This is a genomic window from Pseudomonas sp. Ga0074129 (genome assembly GCA_001465025.1).
In the GTDB taxonomy this organism is placed as follows: Bacteria; Pseudomonadota; Gammaproteobacteria; order Pseudomonadales; family Pseudomonadaceae; genus Aquipseudomonas.
In genome coordinates this window covers 1-21,887 of the sequence record LNDO01000053.1, presented here as the reverse complement: position 1 = coordinate 21,887, position 21,887 = coordinate 1, and the positions used below count along the sequence as shown (strand labels likewise).

Below are 21,887 nucleotides of genomic sequence, written 5' to 3'. Positions count from 1 at the left end.
TGCGCTTGAATCCTTTGGTGTGAGAGCCTGGATTCTACCGGTGGCTGGCCCTCTGCCTATCGTTTCAAGCGTTGCACTTATTCTATGAATTCAGGCCGAGAATGCGATGGGCATCGTTAGCCACCGCCTGACGGGTTTTATAAACGTCAAACACGATCTGCGCCAGGCTCAGCACCACGCCTACGATTAGCGCCGACAACAGCACAACGCGGAGCAACTTGAGCGACAAGCTGTTCTTCAATTCCAGCTTCAAATGACGGTTCCTTGTGAAGTCTTCAGCGTCAATCTGCACTGAGTATTGGCAATGTCGCGCTTGCAGTCAAAGGGCCATTAACACTCTTTGTCGTACAAAGCATTTGCGCAGCCATGGCGCGGATGTTGGCAGGTCAATGAAGGGTGTGCACGGTGTCGGTGCGTTTGCCTGCTGGTTTTGCCAGTCCTGGGCCGTTTTCGCTTGGCATGAGCTTTGCGGTGTTGCTTTTGAGGGCGTGAGTTTATGCGCAGGATGCATCCGTGCAGCCCTCAACTCACCGTCATAGGGGATGCTGCGATGAAGACTCGACTGATAGGCCTGGCTGTATGTGGGGTTTCGCCTTTGGCAGAAGCTGCCAGCAATGAGGCGTCGAACACTGCCTGGCTGGTGCTGGCCAGTGTGCTGGTGTTCTTTATGCAGGCCGGTTTTGCCCTGGTGGAAAGCGGCATGTCGCGGGCTAAAAATGCCGTCAATGTGATGATGAAAAATTACATGGACGGTTGCGTCGGTGGGATCACGTTCTGGTTGTTTGGCTTTGGCTTGATGTTCGGCAGCAACATCACCGGCTGGTTTGGCATGAGCCATTTTGCCCCGCACGAAGGTGAGCCCTGGGATTTCACGTTTTTGTTATTCCAGATGATGTTCGCGGCGACGGCCGCCACTATCGCCAGTGGGGCAATGGCCGAGCGCACGCGGTTTTCTGCCTACCTGATTGGTGCCGTGGTGATCAGCGGCTTTATTTACCCGGTGTTCGGCAGTTGGGTCTGGAGTGGCATTTACGGTGGCCAGGGTTGGCTGGCCACACTGGGTTTTATCGATTTTGCCGGATCCACTGTGGTGCACAGTGTCGGTGCTTGGTGTGCATTGGCCGGGATTCTGGTGTTAGGGCCACGATTGGGACGCTTTGCCGCCGACGGCACGCCCCGCTCAATTCCTGGGCATAACCTGAGCTTGGTGGCGTTGGGTGGTTTCATTTTGTGGGTGGGCTGGTTTGGCTTCAATGCCGGCAGCAGCCTGGAGATGAATGTCAGCCTGGGGCTGATTGCCCTGAACACGCATCTGGCCGCCAGTGCTGGAGCGTTGGGTGCTTTTATAGCGCAGCGCAGCACCTCCAGCCCGGTGCTGTTGACGACTACGGTGAACGGTTCATTAGGTGGGCTGGTGGGTATTACCGCCGGTTGCGCAACGATGTCGCCGTTATTTGCCTTACTCACCGGTTTGGTGGCCGGTTTTGTGGTGGTGTTTGGCATGCGTTTGCTGGAGCGCTGGCAACTGGATGACGTGGTCGGTGCGGTGCCAGTGCATGGGTTTGCCGGCGTCTGGGGCACGGTCGCCGCCGGGGTGTTCTTCAGTGGTGATTTGTTCAACTGGTCGCGGGTTGGCGTGCAACTGTTAGGTGCTGGGGTCGCGTTCGTGTGGGCATTTCCGTTGGCGCTGATGCTTTATCTGTTGTTAGCGAAAACCCTTGGGCTGCGCACATCGACTCAGCATGAGCAGCGCGGTCTGGATTTCGCCGAACATGCCGAGGTGGGGTATCCCGAGTTCAACCTTGCCGTGACGTTTGATCCCAACGATTTACCAAGGAGGGTGTGACATGAGCCTAGCCACGCGCCGCCGGGCGATCTACACCGGCCTGGCGGGACACTTTGCCGAGGATGAGTTGTTCGCAGTGCTGGCCCTCTGGGAAAGCAAATATGCGGATAAACCACCCTTTGCTTTGAATGAGTTTCTCGGCGAGGTGGCCTCTACCACCGAACGTAAACTGGAGCGCGCCAGGCTTTACCGGGAGTTGGTAGGCGCACTCACCGGACCGTTATCCGATTTACTGCCTGACCCCGAGCCGCAATTGCAACGTTGGCGTCAGCAGGTTGGCGGCGGCCCTGCGGTTTGTTCAGTCACGGATGCGCAGGCATGGCATTGTTTTGAGGCGCTTGGCCGAGCGCTGTTTAATCAACTGGACATGGACTTGGTGCCGCGCTTGCGGCGTTTTGCCGGTGGCAACCTGAGTGCATTGGGTTGCAGCAATCAGCAGCGCTTAAGGGTGCGCGCTTGGTTGGAGCAGGGCGCTGAGTTGGAGCAGACGGGCTTGGCGGTCGATCACCTGCGGCAGTTGCTTAACCTGCTGTATGTCGGGCTGTGTGAGTACCTCGGGCCGGTGATTGCCGATCAGCATTTAAGCCGCGCCGTGCAACAGGTCGAGACGCTGCATCTGGCGTTTTCTCCACGCAAACTGCTGTAGGGCAGGCCTGAAAACAAGAAACCCGGCACATGGCCGGGTTTCTTGTTTAGACGCTCAGCTTAGGCTGCGTAGTTGTTCGCTACGAAGTCCCAGTTGACCAGGTTCCAGAACGCTTCGACATACTTCGGACGTACGTTGCGGTAGTCGATGTAGTAAGCGTGTTCCCACACGTCGCAGGTCAGCAGCGGGGTGTCGCCGCTGGTCAGCGGGCAGCCGGCGCCGATGGTGCTGGCCAGGGCCAGGGAGCCGTCAGCTTTCTTCACCAGCCAGCCCCAGCCGGAACCGAAGGTGCCGATGGTGACTTTGCTGAATTCTTCTTTGAACTTGTCGAACGAACCGAACGCGGCATTGATCGCGTCAGCCAGTGCGCCAGTCGGTTGACCGCCAGCGTTAGGGGCCAGGCAGTTCCAGTAGAAAGTGTGGTTCCAGACCTGAGCGGCGTTGTTGAAGATGCCGCCCGAAGAGGTCTTGACGATCTCTTCCAAGGTTTTGCCTTCGAACTCGGTGCCAGGCACCAGGTTGTTCAGGTTCACGACGTAGGTGTTGTGGTGCTTGTCGTGGTGGAACTCCAAGGTTTCCTTGGAAATGTGCGGCTGCAGGGCGTCATGTGCGTAGGGCAGCGGCGGCAATTCGAAAGCCATGGTTTATCTCCTAATCAGGTCAGGTGCGGTGTGCGCGAAGCCGATCACGGGCGGCCATATCTGCGACGCCTTATACCTTAGCGTCGCGAGCACCGAATCATAGCACCGGGCCAAGCCCTTAAACACGCGGCAACTGTGTGGGAACCCGCTGCGGTGCTGGCAGATGACCTATTTAATGATGTTGATTTATTGCAGCGCGGAGCCGCTGAGCAACTGCCAGGCAATGCTGAACATCATCGCTGCCACGCCTAGGTCGATAAATCGCCAGGTGTTTGGCCGCGCCAGCCAAGGGGCCAGGCTGGCTGCACCGAATGCCAGGCACATAAACCAAAGCAGCGAAGCACTCGCCGCGCCCAGTGCATAGGCCCCCGGAACGCTTTGTTGCGCCCCCAGCGAGCCAATCAACAACACCGTGTCTAGATACACATGCGGGTTGAGTAGGGTTACTGCCAAGGCGGCGAGCAGCACGGCATTACGTGAGCGCGGCAGGCCGCTTGCGGCCTGCTGTAAGGCTTGCGGGCGGCTGGCGCGGAGCATGGCTTGAGCGCCGTACCAGAGCAAAAACGCAGCACCGCCCCAGCGGGCCACGCTAAGCAGTTGCGGGCTTTGTGTAAGCAGGGCCGCCAGGCCAAATACCCCGGCTGTGACCAACAAGGCATCACAGATGACGCAGAGCAGGGCCACCGGTATGTGATGCTCACGGCGCAGGCTTTGTGCCAACACGAACGCATTCTGCGCGCCCAGCGCAATGATCAGCCCTGCCGCAATCAACAGGCCGTTGCTATAGCTTTGCCACATGGCCTCACTCCTGATTGGCGCTGAGCGCTTGCAGTACCGCCAGCGCTCGTGGTCCGTCGGCATGGGCGACGAACAGGTGATCGTGATAATAACCAGCGACCACATTGCAGCTGATCCCAGCCTGCGCCAGGGCTGTGGCAACCGCCGCCGTGAGACCAACCGCTTCAAGTGCTGAGTGCACGTGCAGCGTTAGCCAGGCAGCCTCATACGAGTAAGGCAGGTTGAGTTGATCGGCTTGCTGGCGCGGCAGAATGACGGTCAGCCCTTCTGCTTCGTGAAAGCTGCCCAGCGGCTGAACAGCCGCCAGTTGCGAGGCGTCACGCACACTGCAAAACACGTAAGCGCCTTCGTTCAGGTGAGGGCTCATGCTGCGTATGAGTGTGCTCAAGGAGGTTTCGCCGGTCATCGTGTGTGCCTTGTTGTGGAGTGGATGCTGGCCAGTCTGCTGCGCGTGGCTGTATAAGAGAAACCAATAGTGGTGATTGCTCATTAGGAAAACTGATATTGCTGGATTACAAGCTTTTGGCTGCGTTGGCCGCAGTTGTCGAGCAGGCCGGGTTCGAGCGTGCGGCCCAAGTGTTGGGGCTTTCGCAATCGGCGGTGTCACAGCGCATCAAACTGCTGGAAGCGCGCGTCGGGCAGCCCGTGCTCGTGCGCGCGGTGCCGCCGGCTCCAACAGAAATCGGCCGTCGTCTGCTTAACCATGTGCAGCAGGTGCGGTTGCTGGAACGCGATATTCAGGCGCAAGTCCCGGCGCTGGATGAGGGCGGGGTGCCTGAGCGGTTACGGATTGCCTTAAATGCCGACAGCTTGGCGACCTGGTGGCCTGCGGCAGTTGGGCCATTTTGCAACGATCAGCGGCTGCTACTGGACTTGGTCGTGGAAGATCAAGAGGTTGGCCTAAAACGTATGCGCGCAGGCGAGGTGGCAGCCTGTGTGTGCGCCAGTGAGCGCCCAGTGGCAGGGGCGCGCGCCATGTTACTGGGGGCGATGCGCTACCGTGCGCTGGCAAGCCCGGCCTTTATTGCCCGGCATTTCCCCGGAGGCGTTACCGCACAAGCGTTGGCCCATGCACCGGCTATTGTTTTTGGCCCCGATGACTTATTGCAGCACCGTTACCTATCAAAGCTGGGCGTAGAGGGCGGGTTTGCCCATCACCTGTGCCCCTCTTCCGAGGGGTTTATCCGTCTGGCTCAGGCTGGGTTTGGCTGGGGGCTGATTCCCGAGTTGCAGGTACAGGCCGAACTGGCACGTGGCGAGTTGATTGAACTGATCGCTGGGCAGCCGATTGACGTACCGCTCTATTGGCATCACTGGCGCAATGGTGGTGAGTTGCTCAATCAACTCACGCAACACTTGGCCAGCGCTGCGAGCCAGTGCCTGGTCGACCCGCAATGATGGCGGCCTGACTCAGGACACGCTCACCTGACCCGAACCCGGCAATTGCTCGACGCAGCGCGCGCCCAGCAGTTTGGACGGGGTGAAGTAACCACCGGGGCCGTCGTACTGCAGCAGGTGCTGCACCGCTAGCAAGCTGCCGTGTACGGTGACGTCGTAGCCGTTGGCGGTTTCCAAGCGTGCCGTGCGTACCTCGCCTTTGGCGTTGCGCACTTCGCCCCACAACCAGGTACGCAGTCGCGAACGGGCCTGTTCATCCGGGCCACTGATGCGTTTTTCGACCTGACGCTTGAGCCAATTCTGTACTCCATCCCGGCCCAGCCATGGGCGCAGTGGGTCAATCAGGCGCATGCCAATCGCCGCCGCCTTGGGCGTGGGCAGGTACACCTCGATATTGTCGATGCCGGTGGAGTGATAGGCCGTCGACACATCGCCCCACGGGATGGTCACGGCGGCTTTCTCACCCCGGCCAAAATTGATGGTGCGGCGTTTGTAGCCCAGCGGCACATCGGTGATCACACCCGCACGGCGGATTTTGCCGCCGAACTTCAAACCTTCCACCGTGGTTTTGGCTGTACCGGGCGACAGCCCGCTGCCAGTGTCAAAGCCCAAGGCCAGATGGGTGGCATCAGGCAAGGCCTGATGCAGGCAGGCGGCGATGCAATCACTGGGTATCACATCAAAACCGACGCCAGGGCAGACCACGATGCCGCGCTCACGGGCTTGTTGATCACGCTGCTGAGCGGCTTCAAACACGCTGATTTCGCCGGTGATATCGACGTAATGCGTGCCGTTCGCCAGGCAGGCATCAAGCATGGGCGCGCTGGTGGCTGAGAACGGCCCGGCACAATGGGCAACCACAGCAATACCGGCCAAGGCTGCCTGCGCGTCTTGCGCGTGCTGAATATCAAAGATTCTGCATTCCAGGCCCAACTGGCTGCCCAGTGCCTGCACTGCTGCGGCATTGCGTCCGGCGAGAATGGGCGTCAGACCCTGGCGCTTGGCTTCGGCTGCGAGCAATTGCCCGGTGTAGCCATTGGCACCGTAGATCATCCAGTGAGTGGTCATGCTGATTCCTCTGTCGTGAGTGGCGAGCGCACAGCTTAGCGGTTGCCCGCGTGACTGTAGCCCTATCGCAGGGTGTGCAAATGTGTCCGCATTCAGGCGCGCTTGGTCGCAACAGGCGTGACGGCTGCTACAGTGGCGGCAACGCGTAACAAGGAAACCCGCATGAAAATTTTGGTGACCGGAGCCAGTGGTTTTATCGGTTCACGCTTTGCCCGTCACGCCCTTGAGCAGGGGTTGCAGGTGCGCATCAACGGCCGCCGCGCCGACGCCGTCACGGCTCTTTGTGCGCAGGGGGCGGAGTTTATTCAGGGCGATTTGAGTGAGCCGGCGCTGGTTGAGCAGCTCTGCCGTGGCGTGGATGCGGTGGTGCATTGCGCGGGGGCGGTGGGGGTGTGGGGCACTTACGCGCATTTTCATCAGGCCAACGTCACGGTGACTGAGAATGTGGTGGAGGCCTGCCTTAAACAAAAGGTGCGTCGTTTGGTGCACCTGTCCTCGCCCTCGGTGTATTTCGATGGCAAGGCGCATGTTGGGCTGCGCGAAGAACAACTGCCCAAGCGCTTTTCCGATCATTACGGTAAAACCAAGTTTTTGGCGGAGCAGCAGGTGTTTGCTGCGCAGGAGTTTGGCCTGGAGGTGCTGGCCTTGAGGCCGCGCTTTGTAACGGGGGCGGGCGATACCAGCATCTTCCCACGGCTGATCAACATGCAGCGCAAAGGGCGGTTATCGATCATTGGTAATGGGCTGAACAAGGTCGATTTCACCAGCATTCACAACCTCAACCACGCGCTGATGAATGCCCTGCAGGCGGGCGAGGCTGCACTGGGACAGGTCTACAACATCAGCAACGGTGCCCCCGTGCCATTGTGGGATGTGGTCAATTACGTCTTGCGTCAACTTGATCTGCCGCCAGTCACGCGCCACCTGCCATACGGCCTGGCCTACAGCGCGGCGGCCATTAATGAAGGGCTGTGCACGCTGTTGCCAGGTCGGCCGGAACCGACCTTGTTTCGCCTTGGGGTGGCGGTCATGGCCAAGGATTTCTCGCTGGATATCAGCCGCGCCCGCCAGTACTTGGGCTATGAGCCGACGACCAGTCTGTGGACAGCACTGGATGAGTTTTGCGCCTGGTGGCAGGCGCAACACCGCGGCTGAATCAGGCGTAAACGCGTTGGCCGCGATACATACGCACCGATGCGCTGGCAGGGCGGTGGGCGAGGTCTTCCACCAGTAACGGATGCCCGGCCTGCATGCGCACGGTTGGGGCAGGTTCGCCGAAAGGGCGGTCGCTGTATTGCGCAAGCAGTTGACCCAGTTGACGGGTTTCCTCACTGCTGGAGGTCAGGCAGGCGCTGAGCATGCTGTCGATTGCACCTGGCTGGCTCATGCGGATATCCATCGCTAGCTCATCGCGCAAACGGCGACGCAGATTTTTCATGCAATCCAGCACTTCTCTGTTCAGTTCCATGACCTTCCCCCTTTTGACTAGAAGAACGCTGAGGGCTGTTCGTCCTGAACGCCCCGCCTGATCGCATCACGCGTTTCGCGCGAAGATCTCGCTGCAGTCCCCCACTTCCGTGATGCTGCACAGCGTCGCCATAGGGATATTGCAAAGCGCGTACCAGTTCACACTCTGTGGAACTGTGCGGGCTGCAGCGACCTGCTGGCCTTTGCCATGCCCTTCGTCGGTGCGCCTTGCACTGGCATGGCGCGAGCCTGAAGCGCTGCCCGCGAATCGGTATACTGCGCGGCAATTTGCTGGAGCCTGTCTGGCTTGACCGTTCGTAGCGAGGGGAAGTCCGGTTTGAGTCAGTTTTGTTGGTCTTTTTCGTTGAATAGCCGGCTATTCAACGAAAAAGAGCCGCTAAAGTGGCCAAGCCCGGCTTTGCCGCAGCAGGGCCGTGTTAAATCCGACAGGCTCCTAACCCCTGTGTTTTCTTGAAGGTTGACCCATGCGTAACGATGCCAACGACGAACTTGCTAACGTGCCCAGCCTGCGGGCCGATGAGCGCGATCACGATGATTTTGACGCTGACCCAGAGCCGCCGCGTGGCGCGACTTATGGGCGTGCGGCCAATGTGGTGGCAGTTAAATCGGCAACCACCGGCCCGTTGTGGGCGTTGGTCGGGGCGCTGATGATTGCTTTGGGCGGTCTTGGTTGGTGGAGTTTTCAACAAATCAGCCTGATGGAGCAGCAGTTGGTTGCCACTCAGGAAAGCTTTGCGCGCATCAGTGAGGAAGCTGCCGGACGCATTCAGGATATTTCCGGCAAGGTAGTGGCCACCGAGTCCACGGTTACCAGCGGTAGCGAAGCGTTGAAGCTGCAGGTCAAGCAACTGGAAAGTAAGTTGGCCGAGCTGATCAGTCAGCAGCAGACTGCCACCCGGCAACAGGGCGAGCAGAACAAGCGTATTGAACAACTGAGCGTTCAACTCAAGGCGCAGGAAGGCGGCGAGGCCAAGTTGGAAGCGGCCCTGAGCAAACTGGCTGACGAGCAAGCGACCGTGAAAAAAGAGCAGGCCGCGTTAAAGGCAGCCCTGGCTGGGCAAAGCAAGTTTGATGAGAAGATTGCCAGTCTGCGTACTGAGATCGATGCCCTGAAAAAGCAAGGCAATGCCACGCAAGCCATCGCGCGCGTTGAGCAGGATCTGCTGGTACTGAAAAGCGATCTGGAAACCCGCTCGGCCAGCAGTAGCACGGCTGAGTTTGATGCCTTCCGCGCGCAGATGACGCGCAACATCAATACCCTGCAAGCACAGGTGCTGAATTTGCAGCAGCAGATCGACGCGCGTTGAGTTCGTCGTGAACAAAGAAGCCCGCCAATTGGCGGGCTTCTTTATTTGTGGCCATTACAGCGGCTGAAAGTCGCTGGCGATGCATTGTGGGAGGCGCTTTAGCGGCGACTGTTGGTCAATGCTCTCGCGGCTAAAGCCCCTCCCACAGTAGCGGTACGACCTCAGGCTTACAGCGTTGGATAGTCCAGGTAGCCAACCGGGCCTTGGCCGTAGAAGGTTTCCGGGTGTGGTGTGTTCAGCGGCGCGTCCTGTGCCAGGCGTGCTGGCAGGTCCGGGTTGGCAATAAACGGAATCCCAAACGCCACCGCATCGGCCTTGCCCTCGGCGATCCAGGCATTGGCCTGCTCCTTGGTGAAGCGCTCGTTGGCGATAAACACGCCGCCAAATGCCTGTTTCAGCATCGGCGACAAGCTGTCGTCGGCAGCTTTCTCACGGGCGCAGATAAAGGCGATACCGCGTTTGCCCAGTTCACGGGCTACGTAGGAAAAGGTCTCGGCACGGTTGGCATCGCCCATGTCGTGGCTGTCAGCGCGCGGTGCCAGGTGCACACCAACTCGGCCAGCGCCCCACACCTCAATCGCTGCATCGGTGACTTCCAGCAACAGTCGTGCGCGGTTTTCCAGGCTGCCGCCGTACTGGTCGGTGCGCTGGTTGGTGCTGCTTTGCAGGAACTGGTCGAGCAGGTAACCGTTGGCACCGTGGATTTCCACACCGTCAAAACCGGCGGCTTTGGCGTTTTCTGCGCCTTGTCGATAGGCCTCGACAATGTCGGCGATTTCTTCGGTTTCCAAGGCGCGCGGGGTGACGAAGTCCTTCATCGGGCGCACCAGGCTGACGTGCCCGGCGGGCTTGATCGCGCTCGGCGCAACCGGTAATTCACCGTTCAGGTAGATCGGGTCAGAGATGCGCCCGACGTGCCACAGTTGCAGCACAATCTTGCCACCCGCCGCGTGCACGGCTTTGGTCACATTGCTCCAGCCGCGCACTTGCTCGTCAGACCAAATGCCGGGGGTGTCCGGGTAACCGACGCCCATAGGGGTGACGGCAGTAGCTTCGCTGATGATCAGCCCGGCGCTGGCGCGCTGTGCATAGTGTTCAGCCATCAAAGCATTGGGTATGCGGCCTGCATCGGCGCGGCAGCGCGTCAGTGGGGCCATGATGATGCGGTTTTTGAGGTGCAAATCGCCAATCTGAATCGGGTCGAAAAGTGTGGTCATGGGCGTGGCTCCGTTGCGTTATCGCGGTGACGTGAACCTTATCCCGGTTGCGCGTGGCATACCGATTGTTCCGGGCAATAGTCCTCATTGAGACTGCTGATGTATAAGCTGGTTGCATGAACTACCTTGCCCATCTCCATTTAGGCGGCGATGCGCCGGCGCAGCTGCTCGGTAGCCTCTACGGCGATTTCGTCAAAGGGCCGCTGGCCGGGCAGTGGCCGGCGGATATCGAAGCGGCCATTCGTTTGCATCGCCGCATCGATGCCTTAACCGACCGCCATCCACTGCAGGCACAGGCGCGCAGCCGTTTCCCGCTGGCGCAGCGACGTTATGCCGGGATTGTGCTGGATGTGTTTTTCGATCACTGCCTGGCGCTGAACTGGACTGATTACGCCCATGAGCCTTTGCCGCTTTTCACCGACCGGGTGTACCGCGTGCTGGCGGCCGAACAACGCTTGCCCGAGCATCTGGCGCGGATTGCACCGCGCATGGCGGCGCAGGATTGGCTGGGCAGTTACCGCGAGTTCGCCGTGCTGGAGCAGGTGCTGACCGCGATTGACCGGCGCTTGTCGCGGCCGGGCTTGCTGCTTGAGTGTCTGAGCGATTTGCAGCGGCTGTACACGCCGCTGTTTGAGGACTTTCAGCAGTTCTATCCACAGGTGCAGGCCTTTGCCGCCCGTGAGCGCGAGCGCCTGGATTAAGCGGCCTGATGTTCGTCCTGTGCGATTGGCGTTGCGCCATACAGCGCCAGGCTGATGGCTTGTTGGGCTTCGCGTGCCAACGCATTGCGGTTGTAGGCATGGCTGGCGATGGGGGTGAGCAACTGGATCTGCACTTCACCCAGATCACTGCCGAGCAAGCGCAGCAGGTGCGAGAGCATATCGTCTTCGCCAATAAACGGAGCCACGCTGCACGGCTTGCCATCGCGTAGGTAGCGAATGGCCACCGGCTGCACCTGCACGCCGCTGTCAATCGCGCTGCTCAGCAAGCGCCCGTGAAAGGTGCGCAAGGCTTGACCATCCGTGGTGGTGCCTTCCGGGAAAATCAGCAAATTGCGCCCGCGTTGCAGGTGGTTGCCAAGCTGCTGATTGAGCAGGCCACTGTCACCCGAGCCCCGGCGAATAAACAGCGTGCCGGCCTTGTGTGCCAGCCAACCGGCCACCGGCCAGGTACGCACTTCAGCCTTGGACAGGAACGACAGCGGCGTGAGCATGCCGAGCAGCGGAATATCCGTCCACGACACATGGTTGCTGACCCACAGCATCGGCTCGCGGGGTAACTCGCCCTGCACCTTAAGACGAAACGGCAGGGCGGCGGCCAGATGGGTCAAGAACCAGCGCGTCAGGCGTTGGCGAGTCGGCATCAGATCATGCCGAACCAGTCGCTCCAGCACGCTGATGCCAGCGGCCAGCAAGGTGCCAAAGCTGATCACCAACAGCAGACGCGTCAGGCGCAGGTACAAACGCAGTTTTTTCATCAGGCTCTCCGCGGCAAAAACACAAACGCCGGCACTGTCTACAGAGTGCCGGCGCTAAGAGCAACCCTATGTGCCATAGCGCTGCCCAGTGGCGGGTCCGCTTACCTTATACGGCCGCTTTAAAGTGCCGCGCATAGCGCGGGCATAACTCGTCACGCTTGAGCAGGATAAACACGTCGGCCACCTGGAAATCCTGATCCCAGCACGGCTCGCCGCAAATCTTCGCCCCCAGGCGCATATACGCCTTGAGTAGCGGTGGCATTTCCGCAATCACATTGCTCGGCACATCCAGGTGCGGCAGCGGGTTTTTTGGTTCGGCGCGCAGGTGTTCGGTGCACAGGTAACGTTCGCGCAGGCGCTGCATGATGGCTTGGGCCTGAATACCGCCGTCTTGCATGGAGATGCTGGCGCAGCCCATCAGGTAGCGGTAGCCGCCTTCGTTAAGCACTTCGGCCAACTCGCCCCAGAGCACGGCGATGGTCGCGCCGTTGCGGTAGGCTGCGTCGACGCAGGTGCGGCCGATTTCCAGCACCGGGCCTTGCAGGTGCACCAGGCCGTGCAGGCTGAATTCTTCTTCGCTGTAGAAGCGGCCCAGGCTGGCGGCGGCGCGGTGGTCGAGCAGGCGCGTGGTGGCAACCAGTTCGCCGTTGTTCAGGTCGCGCACGCCGATGTGTTGGCAGTGAATGTCGTAGTCGTCCATGTCCAGGCCCAGCTCAGCACCCTTGAGCTTGGCGTCGAATTCGGCGCTGAACACGCGGAAACGCAGTGCCTGGGCTTCGCGCAGGGCGGCAGCGCCTTGTAAACGCTCGGCTTGCAGGCGACGAGCTGGGGTAGTGCGGTCGCGGGTGATTGCCATCTGAGTCATGCCTGAGTCTCCGTGAGCCGGCTTTTTGCCTTGCAGCCGGTCGATCTTGTTGGGCAAGCTCAGGCTAGGTAGCGGCGGTGTCACCTCCGTGAAGATTCAGTGATGCTTGTGTGACACTGTTTTCCATATCCCATCAAAGGAGTGCGGCATGCCCTGGCAACAGTTGTTGAGTCCTCAGCCCCGTTTGCCCAGCGCCAGTCTGGAGGAGTGGTACGCCAGTCTGCTGGAGCGTTTGGGGCCGGTAGCGCCCCTGCAAGTGGCCATGCTCGGTGGCCGTTTGGCGGCCACGCCGGGCTTGGCCTTTCTAGCGGGCTATCAAGGCGCGTTGCGCGCACTCTGGCCGGCGGCACCCTTTACCTTGGGTGCGTTATGCGTGACGGAGAATCGCAGCACGCGACCGGCCGACATGAGCACGCGCATCAGTGCGCTGGTGCTGGATGGTCGCAAAGATTTTGTCACCGCCGCCGATGCCGCTGATTGGCTGCTGGTGGCCGCCCGTGAGGATGAACCCGGGCAGCCGGTGCAGTTGGCCGTCGGCGTGGTGCGCAACGGCGCGCCAGGTGTGCGCATCGAAACATTGCCCGCGTTACCATTGATGCCGGATGTCAGCCATGGCCGCCTGCACCTGCAGGGCGCGCACTGTGAGCGCCTGCCCGGCGACGGCTGGGATGCCTATGTGAAGCCTTTTCGCACCTTGGAAGACACCCACGTGTTGGCGGCACTGTGCGCCTGGTTATGGGGCGTGGGGCAGGAGTCGGTCTGGCCGCAGGATTTGCAACTGCGGTTGCTGGGGTTGCTGGCCGGCTGCGCCGAGGTGGCGCGGCAATGCCCGAGCACACCCGCCAGTCATGTGTTGTTAGCGGGCCTGTTTGCCCAGTTTGACAGCCTGCGTGCCGAGTTGAACGCCGCCTTTGCGTCGGGCGACCCGTCTTGGGCGCAGCTTTGGCAGCGCGATCAGGGATTGCTGTCGATTGCCGCCAGCGCCCGTCGCAAACGTCTGGAAAAAGCGCAGACGCTGCTCGGCATATCCCTGTAGCCCGGATAGAGGCAAGGGATTGCCCCGGGCGGTATCCGGGTGGCGGGTTTAAGCGGCGCATGCCTGCCGGTTTGATCCAGATCAGTAGGCTCGTTTTCCAGCTGGTTAAGCTCGCAAGCTTTCCAGAGGGAGCCTGCCATGCGACGCGAGCCCATAGTGCTGTTCGATAACGGCGAGCATCAGTGCATGATGTTCGATGACCTAGTGAGCGGGGAGGGCGTGCAGTCCAACCAGTTTCTGATCACCGATAACGAGCAGTACCTGTTGCTGGATCCGGGCGGCGACCTGACCTACACGCCGCTGTCGCTGGAGTTGTCCAAGCACATTCCCGTGCAGGACCTGACCTACATCTTCGCCTCGCACCAAGACCCAGACATCATCGCCTCGCTGGATAAATGGCTGCTGCACACCCGTGCGCGGGTGATCTGCTCCAAGCTCTGGGCGCGGTTTTTGCCGCACCTGACGGCTAACTACTTGGCGTTGAGTCATGGCATCAACACCTTTGACCGCATCATCGCGCTGCCGGATCGCGGCCAGTCATTTGCGCTGGGTAAATGCATGCTTAAGGCCGTGCCCGCGCATTTTCTGCATTCGGTGGGTAACTTTCAGGTCTACGACCCGGTGAGCAAAATTCTCTTCTCCGGTGACATGGGCGCTTCGATGGTCGATGACGCGCACCCGGTCACCGATTTCGTCAACCATGTGCCCAACATGCTCGGCTTTCACCGCCGTTACATGGCCGGTAACAAGGTGTGCCGCTTGTGGGCAGCGATGGTGCGTGAGATGGATGTGTCGATGATCGTGCCGCAGCATGGTCGGCCCTTTGTCGGCGCCGAAATGATCAACGCCTTCCTCTACTGGATCGAGAATCTGGAATGCGGCATGGACCTGATGGGGCCTGACGATTACCGGCTGCCCAAGTAAAAGTGCTGTGCTTTAAATGTTGTATGTGCTCGGGCGGTCGCATTTCGCTAAGCGCCGCCCAACATCATCACGTGTTGCTATAGCGCGTTGGGCTTCGTCGCAGGCTCCTCAACCCAACCTACGGGCGCGCGCGACCGCTGGTTTGTTGAGGGTGCTTGTAGGTTGGTGCTGAGCGCAGCGAAGCCCAACAGGTTTGTATGAACGTGTTCATGCCGCTACCCGTAAATTTAACGCACTGACTTTTCGCGCCGAATCGCGGGATAAAGCGGCGCGTTCGGCGCTGTTGGATGTCATCCGCACCATGCTAGGGTGCCGCCTTCGATCTCAGCAGAGGCGGCCTTATGTCCCTGAATACCTTCCCCGCACGGCGGCTGATGCTGGCGTGTGCTTTCGCCCTAGGCTGCGCCACGGCGCAGGCCGAGAATTGGCCCAGTCGCGACTGGGACAGCCAGTTGGCTGCACCGAGCGGTGCGCTCAGCGAGTTGGAGAGCTACGCCTTCCCGGCCCGTGACGACGCCACGCGCAAAGGTGTGCGCACCGATGCCCTGCTGGTGATCCGTGATGGTCAGGTGGTCTACGAGCGCTACGCCGCGCCCACCACGGCAGCGACTGCGCACCTCACTTGGTCGATGGCCAAAAGCCTGTTGGCCACCACCTTGGGTGTGGCATACGGCGAGGGACGCTTTCGTCTGGATGCCCCGGTGGTCGACTACTACCCACCGTTTGCCGCCCATCCACAGATCAAGGTCGGGCATTTGCTCAACTGGGCCTCGGGCTTGGACTGGCAGGAAGACTACGAATACGCGCCGCTGAAATCGTCGGTGGTGGCCATGCTCTACACCCGTGGCCGCTCAGACATGGCCGCCTTTACCGCCGCGCACAGCGCTGATGCCGCACCCGGTGCGCGCTTTAGCTATTCCAGCGGGGACAGCAATGTACTGGCAGCGGCCCTTAAAACCATGGTCGGTCCTGAGGCCTATGCCGACTACCCTTGGACGGCACTGTTTGAACCCTTGGGCATCACCAGCGCCGTGTGGGAGCGCGATGCGAGCGGCACTTTTATCGGCTCATCCTATGTGTACATGAGCGCCCGTGATCTGGCCCGTGTCGGCCTGCTGATGCAGCGCGACGGGCGTTGGGGCGAGCAGCAAGTGCTGCCCAAGGCTTGGGTCGAATTCAACCGTACCCCCTTTGCTAATTATCAAGCGCAGGCCGAGCAACCCGGTGAAGCCGTGCCGGGCGGGCATTGGTGGCTGAATGCTGCGGTGGGCGGTGCCCTCCGCCCGTGGCCGGATGCGCCGCTCGATACACTGGTGGCGTCCGGGCATTGGGGGCAGGGGTTGTACGTGATCGCCAGCGAAAACCTGGTGGTGGTGCGTTACGCCGATGACCGTGATGGCAGCTTTGACCGCAATCACTTCCTCAAACTGGTGATCGCCGCTCTGGGCCAGGAGGTGCAGCCATGATCCGTCGCCGTCCCTTTACCAGCCTGTTGCTGCTGATGGTGCTGCTGTTGGCTGCGCTGGCGTGGCAAAACCGCACCCACCTGCAGGCGTTCCCCAGCATCATTGGTGCTTATTCGGCCAAGGAATACTGCTCCTGCCGTTATGTGGTGAATAACCCGGCGGATTACTGTGAGGCTTACGTGGCGCAGTACGTGCCGCTCAGTGGCTTCTTCGATGATGCCGCGCACAAGCGTGTCACCGCGCGCGGCTTGGGTAGCACGCACACGGCGCAGTGGTTGGGACCGCGTGAAGGATGCCAGTTGTTACCGCAGGCGGCAGATCTGGCGCCGTAACATGCCGCGTTGAATGGCTCAGGCAGCAGGGTTTGCAAGGCGCTGTCGGGCCGCTATGGTGGCGGCTCGATTGTCCAGCACAAGGCAGCCTTAAAGTGAACGGCCATGCCGTATAACGTGTTCCCCTGGCGACAGGGCAATGCCCTGTCACTGTTGATCGACGGGCCGCAGTTTTTCCGGCAAATGCTGCTGCGCATCAACGCAGCGCAGCAGCAGGTCGACCTAGAACTCTATCTCGTGGAAAGCGGTGCCTGCAGCACAGTGCTGCTCAATTCCCTGTGCGATGCGGCGCAGCGAGGTGTGCGGGTACGCTGCCTGTTTGACGATTTTGGCGCGCAGGGCCTTAACGTGGCCGATCGCCAGCGCCTCACTGAGGCCGGTGTGCAGTTGCATTGGTACAACCCGCTGCGCTTCAAGCATGGCCTGCGCAACTTTCACCGTGATCACCGCAAGCTGCTGCTGGTTGACCAGCAATTCGCCTTTGTTGGTGGCACCGGCTCGACCGACGAATTCTGGCTGCCTGAGCAAACTAACAGCCCTTGGCATGAAGTCATGGTGGAAATCAGCGGGCCCTTGGTTGCCGATTGGCAGCAACTGTTCGAGCGCCAATGGCGCGCAGCGCAGGCCTGGATCGCCTGGCGTCCCCGTTTGCCGCTGCGCTTAAAAGGTCTGCCAGCGTTACCGTTAGCGGGCCATGGTTTGGGCCGGGTGGCCTTTGCCGATGCGTCCCAACACCGCGACATCCTGCTCTCGCTGGTGCGTGCCTTGCGTGGTGCCAAACAGCGCATCTGGCTGGCGACGCCGTATTTTCTGCCTACCTGGCGCGTGCGCCGCACGTTACGCCAAGCGGCCAAGCGCGGAGTGGAGGTGCGGTTGTTACTGGCCGGGCAGCACACCGATCACCCGCCCGTGCGCTTTGCCGGTCAGCGCTACTACGCCAGCCTGCTCAAAGCCGGCGTGCACATCCATGAGTATCAGCCGCGCTTCCTGCACCTGAAAATGGTGTTGGTGGATGATTGGGTCAGCGTCGGTTCGTGCAACTTTGATCACTGGAACCTGCGTTTTAATCTGGACGCCAATCTGGAGGCGCTTGATCCCGCTTTCACTGCCAGCGTGGCAGCCAGTTTCCAGACGGACTTTGCCGACAGTGAGGAAATCACTCTGCAAGCTTGGCGCGCGCGGCCTTGGTGGCGACGTTTGCAGCAATCCATCTGGGGCGCTTTGGACCAGTTGCTGGTCAATCTGCTGGATCGCCGTCGCTGAGCCGCACTTTTGTCGGGTGTAGGTCGGCCTGCGCAGCGCTATGCTCGATCGATCATTTTAGTGAGGATGCCGTCGATGCGAGTCTTGCCCTGCCTTGTTGTGCTCGCTGCCCTGCTCCTGGCGGGATGCTCCAGCCCTGGTGCGTTCTGGGGCGCGACTCAGGGCGAGCTGTTCCATGAACATGATTTGAGCGACGACAACCATGCGCTGGTGTACCTCTATCGCCCGCAAAGTGATTGGGCCGATCAGGAGTTGGAAGCCCCGGCGCTGTTTCTCAATAACGCCCTGATCGGCAGCCTGCCGAGTAACGGTTACATGGTGCTGGAGTTCGACATCGCCAGCTACAAGCTGGAAATGCGCCGGCCCTTGTTGGGTTCGCACTGGACGCTACTGGCCGATGGCCCGATGGACTTCACCCTGATCAGCAGCTTTGCCCTCGATGCCGAGGCCGGCGGCGTTTACTTCCTGCGTTACGACGAACTCAACCCGCCTCCCGTCAATGTGCTCAACCCTGACGAAGGCGACGGACCGCTGCAATTGGTCACACGTGATGTGGCAATCACAGAAATTACCCGCACACGGGAAGTGCAGCCTTTTGAGCGCATAGCCGCCAGCGGCGAAACCGAGCGCATGCAACGCAGCTTCTGGCGCAAAGTCGGTAAGTCGCTGGACTTTATCGGTATCTAAGGCAGGCGTAGGGCGGGGTTTTATAGGCCTGAAAACGTAGCCCGGATGTAATCCGGGGGAATGATGAATATTCCCCCGGATTGCATCCGGGCTATTTAAGTAGGAAACCGCGTGACGGCTTCCTCTATCGGCTTTGTTAGAGCAGCTCAACCGCCACGGCAGTGGCTTCACCGCCGCCAATGCACAGCGAAGCGATACCGCGTTTGCCGCCGGTGTTCTTCAGCGCGTTGATAAGCGTCAGGATAATCCGTGAGCCCGTGGAACCCACCGGGTGGCCTTGCGCGCACGCGCCGCCGTAGATGTTCACCTTGGCGTGATCCAGGCCGTGCTCACGCATCGCCAGCATGGTCACCATGGCAAAGGCTTCGTTGATCTCAAACAGGTCAACGTCGGTCTTGTCCCAACCGGTTTTCTTCAACAGGTTGCTGATCGAGCCGATCGGCGCAATGGTGAACTCGCTCGGGTCCTGGCTCTGCGTGGCGTGGGCGACAATCTTCGCCAGCGGCGTGAGGCCACGTTTGGTAGCTTCTTCAGCGGTCATCAGCAGCAGCGCCGAGGCACCGTCGGAGATCGAACTGGCGTTGGCCGCCGTGATGGTGCCGTCTTTGCGGAACGCCGGTTTGAGGCCCGGAATCTTGTCCAGATTCGCCGTCAGGGGTTGCTCGTCATCTTTGACCAGCACTTCGCCTTTGCGACCGCTGACCGTGATCGGCACGATTTCGGCATCCAGCGCACCGCTGGCAATCGCCGCCTGCGCCCGCTTGAGCGACTCAATGGCGTAGGCATCCATCTCTTCGCGGGTAATGCCGTACTGATCAGCAGTTTCCTGAGCGAACGAGCCCATCAGGCGGCCAGTGCGCGCATCTTCCAGGCCGTCGAGGAACATGTGGTCCTTGATCTCGCCATGGCCCATGCGCAAGCCGGCGCGGGCTTTGGTCATCACGTAGGGCGCGTTGGACATGCTCTCCATGCCCCCGGCGATCATCACGTTGTTGCTGCCCGCCTTGAGCGAATCAAAGGCCATCATCACCGCCTTCATGCCCGAACCGCAGAGCTTGTTGATGGTGGTGCAGCCGGTGGCTGACGGCAGGCCGGCATTCAGCGACGCCTGACGCGCCGGGCCTTGTTTGAGGCCGGCCGGCAGCACGCAGCCCATGATCACTTCCTGCACATCGGCAGGCGCAACCCCGGCGCGCTCAACCGCTGCACGAATGGCAGCCGCACCCAAATCAACCGCTGCAACGCTCGACAGGCTGCCTTGAAAACCACCCATCGGCGTGCGTGCGCCGCTGACAATGACGATATCGGACATCGGAGAACTCCTTAAAGACTGAGGCAAAAACCGTAGAACCCGCCTGGGATTCTACTGCGTGACCAGAAATGGCCAAAGAGTCACGCCCAAAATCATTCTTTGGGCTGATTTGAGCGAGCGGCGAGGGTTCTAGATTGGCGCCACTGATAAAAACCATAAACAGGTATCGCCATGCTGCAGACCCGTCTGATTGCTCCCGCTGAGAATGCTCACCCTGCGCCGCTGTTGATCAAGCGCTTGCTGTTGTCTGGCATTCGTTACGAAAAAACCCGCGAAATCGTCTACCGCGACCAACTGCGTTACAGCTACGCCACCCTCAACGAACGCATCGCCCGTTTGGCCAATGTGCTTACCGAAGCGGGTGTGAAGGCCGGTGATACCGTGGCCGTGATGGATTGGGACAGCCACCGTTATCTGGAATGCATGTTCGCCATCCCGATGATCGGCGCGGTGCTGCACACCATCAACATCCGTCTCTCGGCGGATCAGATCCTCTACACCATGAACCACGCAGACGATAAGTTTGTGCTGGTTAATAGTGAGTTCGTCCCGCTCTATCAGAGCATCGAAGGACAACTGACCACGGTCGAGAAAACGATTCTGCTCACCGACACCGCCGATAAAACAGCTGAGCTGGGTGGTTTGGTTGGCGAATATGAGACGCTGCTGGCGGCTGCCAGCCCGACTTATGAATTCGCCGATTTCGACGAAAACTCCGTGGCCACCACCTTCTACACCACCGGCACCACCGGCAACCCCAAGGGCGTGTACTTCACCCACCGTCAGTTGGTGCTGCACACCATGGCCATGGCCTCGACCGTCAGCGCTCTGGACAGCATCCGCCTGATGGGCAACGCCGATGTGTACATGCCCATCACCCCGATGTTCCACGTGCATGCCTGGGGCGTGCCGTATGTGGCGACCATGCTGGGCGTGAAGCAGGTATACCCGGGGCGCTATGAGCCGGAGTTGCTGATGAAGCTGATCCAGCAGGAGAAGGTCACCTTCTCGCACTGCGTGCCTACCATCCTGCAAATGCTGATGAACACCCCCAGCGCCAAAGGCCATGATTTTGGCGGCCTGCGCATGATCATCGGTGGCAGCGCACTTAATCGCGCCCTCTACGAAGCCGCTAAGGCCACCGGTATTCAACTCACGGCCGCCTATGGCATGTCGGAAACTTGTCCGCTGATCTCCTGCGCCTATATCAATGAAGAGTTGCTGGCGGGCAGCGAAGACGAGCGCACGGCCTACCGCATCAAAGCCGGTGTGCCCGTGCCACTGGTGGAGGCGGCGATCATGAACAGCGAAGGCAAGTTGCTGCCCAACGATGGCGAAGCCCAGGGTGAGTTGGTTCTGCGTGCGCCTTGGCTGACTCAGGGTTACTTCCGCGAGCCGCAAAAGAGTGAAGAACTGTGGGAACACGGCTGGCTGCACACCGGCGATGTGGCCGCTATTGATGACATGGGCTTTATCGAAATTCGTGACCGCATCAAGGATGTGATCAAAACCGGTGGCGAGTGGATTTCCTCTCTGGAGCTGGAAGACCTTATCAGTCGTCACCCGGCGGTGCGTGAAGTGGCAGTGGTTGGCGTGGCCGATCCGCAGTGGGGCGAGCGCCCGTTTGCTCTGCTGGTGCTGCGCGACGGGCAAAGCCTGGATGCCAAAGGCCTCAAAGAACACCTCAAGCCTTTTGTCGATCAGGGCAGCATCAACAAGTGGGCGATACCGTCGCAAATTGCACTTGTTACCGAAGTTCCCAAGACCAGTGTCGGCAAGCTGGATAAGAAACGCATTCGCTTGGATATCGCCCAATGGCTGGCCGCCGGCAGCGCGTTTTTGTCGACTGTCTGAACCGGTGTGCGGCGGATGTAGCAGCGTGCTCGTCCGCCGCGCAGCGTCACTGTAATAGGCTGTAAGCCCCGCCCAGCAAGGCTTTACCTGTGGTGGCGAAGGTGCAGGTTCAGCACAGCAGGTTATGAGCAGCAGGCGGGCTGGTGTAGGTAGAAGATTGTTTTTAAGGAAACTCTGAAGAAGACTTCCAGATTTTGGCAAAATACCCGGATTCCACCCGCTGAGTTTCCCCATGAAGCAGATGACCTTCGCTGACGCCGAG

23 protein-coding genes are annotated in these 21,887 nt (G+C 60.2%); 13 read left to right on the top strand and 10 right to left on the bottom strand.

Going from position 1 to position 21,887, the window contains the following annotated elements; all coding sequences use genetic code 11:
- Positions 1-82: 82 nt before the first annotated feature.
- The gene (locus AUK77_RS04905; protein WP_296126807.1) at positions 83-253 is read right to left on the bottom strand and encodes a hypothetical protein; all 171 of its coding nucleotides are present in this window, start codon (positions 251-253) and stop codon (positions 83-85) included.
- A gap of 297 nt (positions 254-550) precedes the next feature.
- On the opposite strand from AUK77_RS04905, the gene AUK77_RS04900 reads away from it, so the two are divergent.
- Positions 551-1,846 carry an ammonium transporter gene (locus tag AUK77_RS04900; RefSeq protein WP_296126802.1) on the top strand — a complete coding sequence of 432 codons (1,296 nt, stop codon included), beginning with the start codon at positions 551-553 and terminating at the stop codon, positions 1,844-1,846.
- Between the two features lies 1 nt (position 1,847).
- Entirely contained in the window at positions 1,848-2,492 is a 645-nt protein-coding gene (locus tag AUK77_RS04895) for a hypothetical protein (protein WP_296126800.1), read from the top strand.
- A 59-nt stretch (positions 2,493-2,551) separates the two neighbouring features.
- Here AUK77_RS04895 and AUK77_RS04890 read toward each other — a convergent pair whose 3' ends face one another.
- From AUK77_RS04890 to AUK77_RS04880, 3 genes are all read right to left on the bottom strand, one after another.
- Positions 2,552-3,133, bottom strand: a complete 582-nt coding sequence (locus AUK77_RS04890) for a Fe-Mn family superoxide dismutase (RefSeq protein WP_296126798.1) — start codon at positions 3,131-3,133, stop codon at positions 2,552-2,554.
- 186 nt (positions 3,134-3,319) lie between these two features.
- The gene (locus AUK77_RS04885) at positions 3,320-3,931 is read right to left on the bottom strand and encodes a LysE/ArgO family amino acid transporter (RefSeq protein ID WP_296126796.1); all 612 of its coding nucleotides are present in this window, start codon (positions 3,929-3,931) and stop codon (positions 3,320-3,322) included.
- 4 nt (positions 3,932-3,935) lie between these two features.
- Complete coding sequence (locus AUK77_RS04880) at positions 3,936-4,337, bottom strand: ACT domain-containing protein (protein WP_296126793.1); 402 nt, start codon at positions 4,335-4,337, stop codon at positions 3,936-3,938.
- Positions 4,338-4,429: 92 nt separating this feature from the next.
- Here AUK77_RS04880 and AUK77_RS04875 point away from each other — a divergent pair, with 92 nt between their 5' ends.
- On the top strand, positions 4,430-5,329 hold the full coding sequence (locus AUK77_RS04875) for a LysR family transcriptional regulator ArgP (RefSeq protein ID WP_296126805.1): 900 nt from the start codon (positions 4,430-4,432) through the stop codon (positions 5,327-5,329).
- A gap of 12 nt (positions 5,330-5,341) precedes the next feature.
- Here the strand turns inward: AUK77_RS04875 and AUK77_RS04870 are convergent, their stop codons facing one another.
- Entirely contained in the window at positions 5,342-6,397 is a 1,056-nt protein-coding gene (locus AUK77_RS04870) for a saccharopine dehydrogenase NADP-binding domain-containing protein (protein ID WP_296126791.1), read from the bottom strand.
- Between the two features lie 162 nt (positions 6,398-6,559).
- Here AUK77_RS04870 and AUK77_RS04865 point away from each other — a divergent pair, with 162 nt between their 5' ends.
- On the top strand, positions 6,560-7,552 hold the full coding sequence (locus tag AUK77_RS04865) for an NAD(P)-dependent oxidoreductase (protein WP_296126790.1): 993 nt from the start codon (positions 6,560-6,562) through the stop codon (positions 7,550-7,552).
- Position 7,553: 1 nt separating this feature from the next.
- Here AUK77_RS04865 and AUK77_RS04860 read toward each other — a convergent pair whose 3' ends face one another.
- Positions 7,554-7,865, bottom strand: a complete 312-nt coding sequence (locus AUK77_RS04860) for a hypothetical protein (RefSeq protein WP_296126789.1) — start codon at positions 7,863-7,865, stop codon at positions 7,554-7,556.
- A 484-nt stretch (positions 7,866-8,349) separates the two neighbouring features.
- Between AUK77_RS04860 and AUK77_RS04855 the strand changes: the two genes are divergently transcribed.
- The gene (locus AUK77_RS04855; RefSeq protein WP_296126787.1) at positions 8,350-9,192 is read left to right on the top strand and encodes an ATPase; all 843 of its coding nucleotides are present in this window, start codon (positions 8,350-8,352) and stop codon (positions 9,190-9,192) included.
- A gap of 167 nt (positions 9,193-9,359) precedes the next feature.
- Here the strand turns inward: AUK77_RS04855 and AUK77_RS04850 are convergent, their stop codons facing one another.
- Complete coding sequence (locus AUK77_RS04850; RefSeq protein WP_296126785.1) at positions 9,360-10,409, bottom strand: alkene reductase; 1,050 nt, start codon at positions 10,407-10,409, stop codon at positions 9,360-9,362.
- A 116-nt stretch (positions 10,410-10,525) separates the two neighbouring features.
- Here AUK77_RS04850 and AUK77_RS04845 point away from each other — a divergent pair, with 116 nt between their 5' ends.
- Positions 10,526-11,110 (top strand): ACP phosphodiesterase, encoded by a 585-nt coding sequence (locus AUK77_RS04845; RefSeq protein ID WP_296126782.1) that lies wholly within the window; start codon positions 10,526-10,528, stop codon positions 11,108-11,110.
- Here AUK77_RS04845 and AUK77_RS04840 read toward each other — a convergent pair.
- Positions 11,107-11,886 carry a lysophospholipid acyltransferase family protein gene (locus tag AUK77_RS04840; protein WP_296126780.1) on the bottom strand — a complete coding sequence of 260 codons (780 nt, stop codon included), beginning with the start codon at positions 11,884-11,886 and terminating at the stop codon, positions 11,107-11,109. The genes AUK77_RS04845 and AUK77_RS04840 overlap by 4 nt on opposite strands.
- A 106-nt stretch (positions 11,887-11,992) precedes the next feature.
- Positions 11,993-12,751 (bottom strand): L-ornithine N(alpha)-acyltransferase, encoded by a 759-nt coding sequence (gene olsB / locus AUK77_RS04835; protein WP_296126778.1) that lies wholly within the window; start codon positions 12,749-12,751, stop codon positions 11,993-11,995.
- A gap of 148 nt (positions 12,752-12,899) precedes the next feature.
- Here olsB and AUK77_RS04830 point away from each other — a divergent pair, with 148 nt between their 5' ends.
- The 6 genes from AUK77_RS04830 (at position 12,900) to AUK77_RS04805 (ending at position 18,459) form a co-directional block, all read left to right on the top strand.
- Positions 12,900-13,787 (top strand): acyl-CoA dehydrogenase family protein, encoded by an 888-nt coding sequence (locus AUK77_RS04830; protein WP_296126776.1) that lies wholly within the window; start codon positions 12,900-12,902, stop codon positions 13,785-13,787.
- Between the two features lie 138 nt (positions 13,788-13,925).
- Entirely contained in the window at positions 13,926-14,711 is a 786-nt protein-coding gene (locus AUK77_RS04825) for an MBL fold metallo-hydrolase (protein WP_296126775.1), read from the top strand.
- Between the two features lie 374 nt (positions 14,712-15,085).
- Complete coding sequence (locus AUK77_RS04820) at positions 15,086-16,177, top strand: serine hydrolase (protein WP_296126804.1); 1,092 nt, start codon at positions 15,086-15,088, stop codon at positions 16,175-16,177.
- Entirely contained in the window at positions 16,174-16,509 is a 336-nt protein-coding gene (locus AUK77_RS04815) for an amidase (RefSeq protein ID WP_296126774.1), read from the top strand. The genes AUK77_RS04820 and AUK77_RS04815 overlap by 4 nt, the downstream gene beginning before the upstream one ends.
- 105 nt (positions 16,510-16,614) lie before the next feature.
- On the top strand, positions 16,615-17,772 hold the full coding sequence (locus AUK77_RS04810; protein WP_296126771.1) for a phosphatidylserine/phosphatidylglycerophosphate/cardiolipin synthase family protein: 1,158 nt from the start codon (positions 16,615-16,617) through the stop codon (positions 17,770-17,772).
- A gap of 75 nt (positions 17,773-17,847) precedes the next feature.
- Positions 17,848-18,459 carry a DUF2846 domain-containing protein gene (locus tag AUK77_RS04805; protein WP_296126768.1) on the top strand — a complete coding sequence of 204 codons (612 nt, stop codon included), beginning with the start codon at positions 17,848-17,850 and terminating at the stop codon, positions 18,457-18,459.
- Positions 18,460-18,595: 136 nt separating this feature from the next.
- On the opposite strand, the gene AUK77_RS04800 is transcribed toward AUK77_RS04805, so the two are convergent.
- Positions 18,596-19,771 carry an acetyl-CoA C-acyltransferase gene (locus tag AUK77_RS04800; protein WP_296126766.1) on the bottom strand — a complete coding sequence of 392 codons (1,176 nt, stop codon included), beginning with the start codon at positions 19,769-19,771 and terminating at the stop codon, positions 18,596-18,598.
- Between the two features lie 171 nt (positions 19,772-19,942).
- Between AUK77_RS04800 and AUK77_RS04795 the strand changes: the two genes are divergently transcribed.
- Positions 19,943-21,625, top strand: coding sequence for a fatty acid--CoA ligase (locus AUK77_RS04795; RefSeq protein WP_296126764.1), 1,683 nt, complete (start codon positions 19,943-19,945; stop codon positions 21,623-21,625).
- The last annotated feature ends 262 nt before the right edge of the window (positions 21,626-21,887 follow it).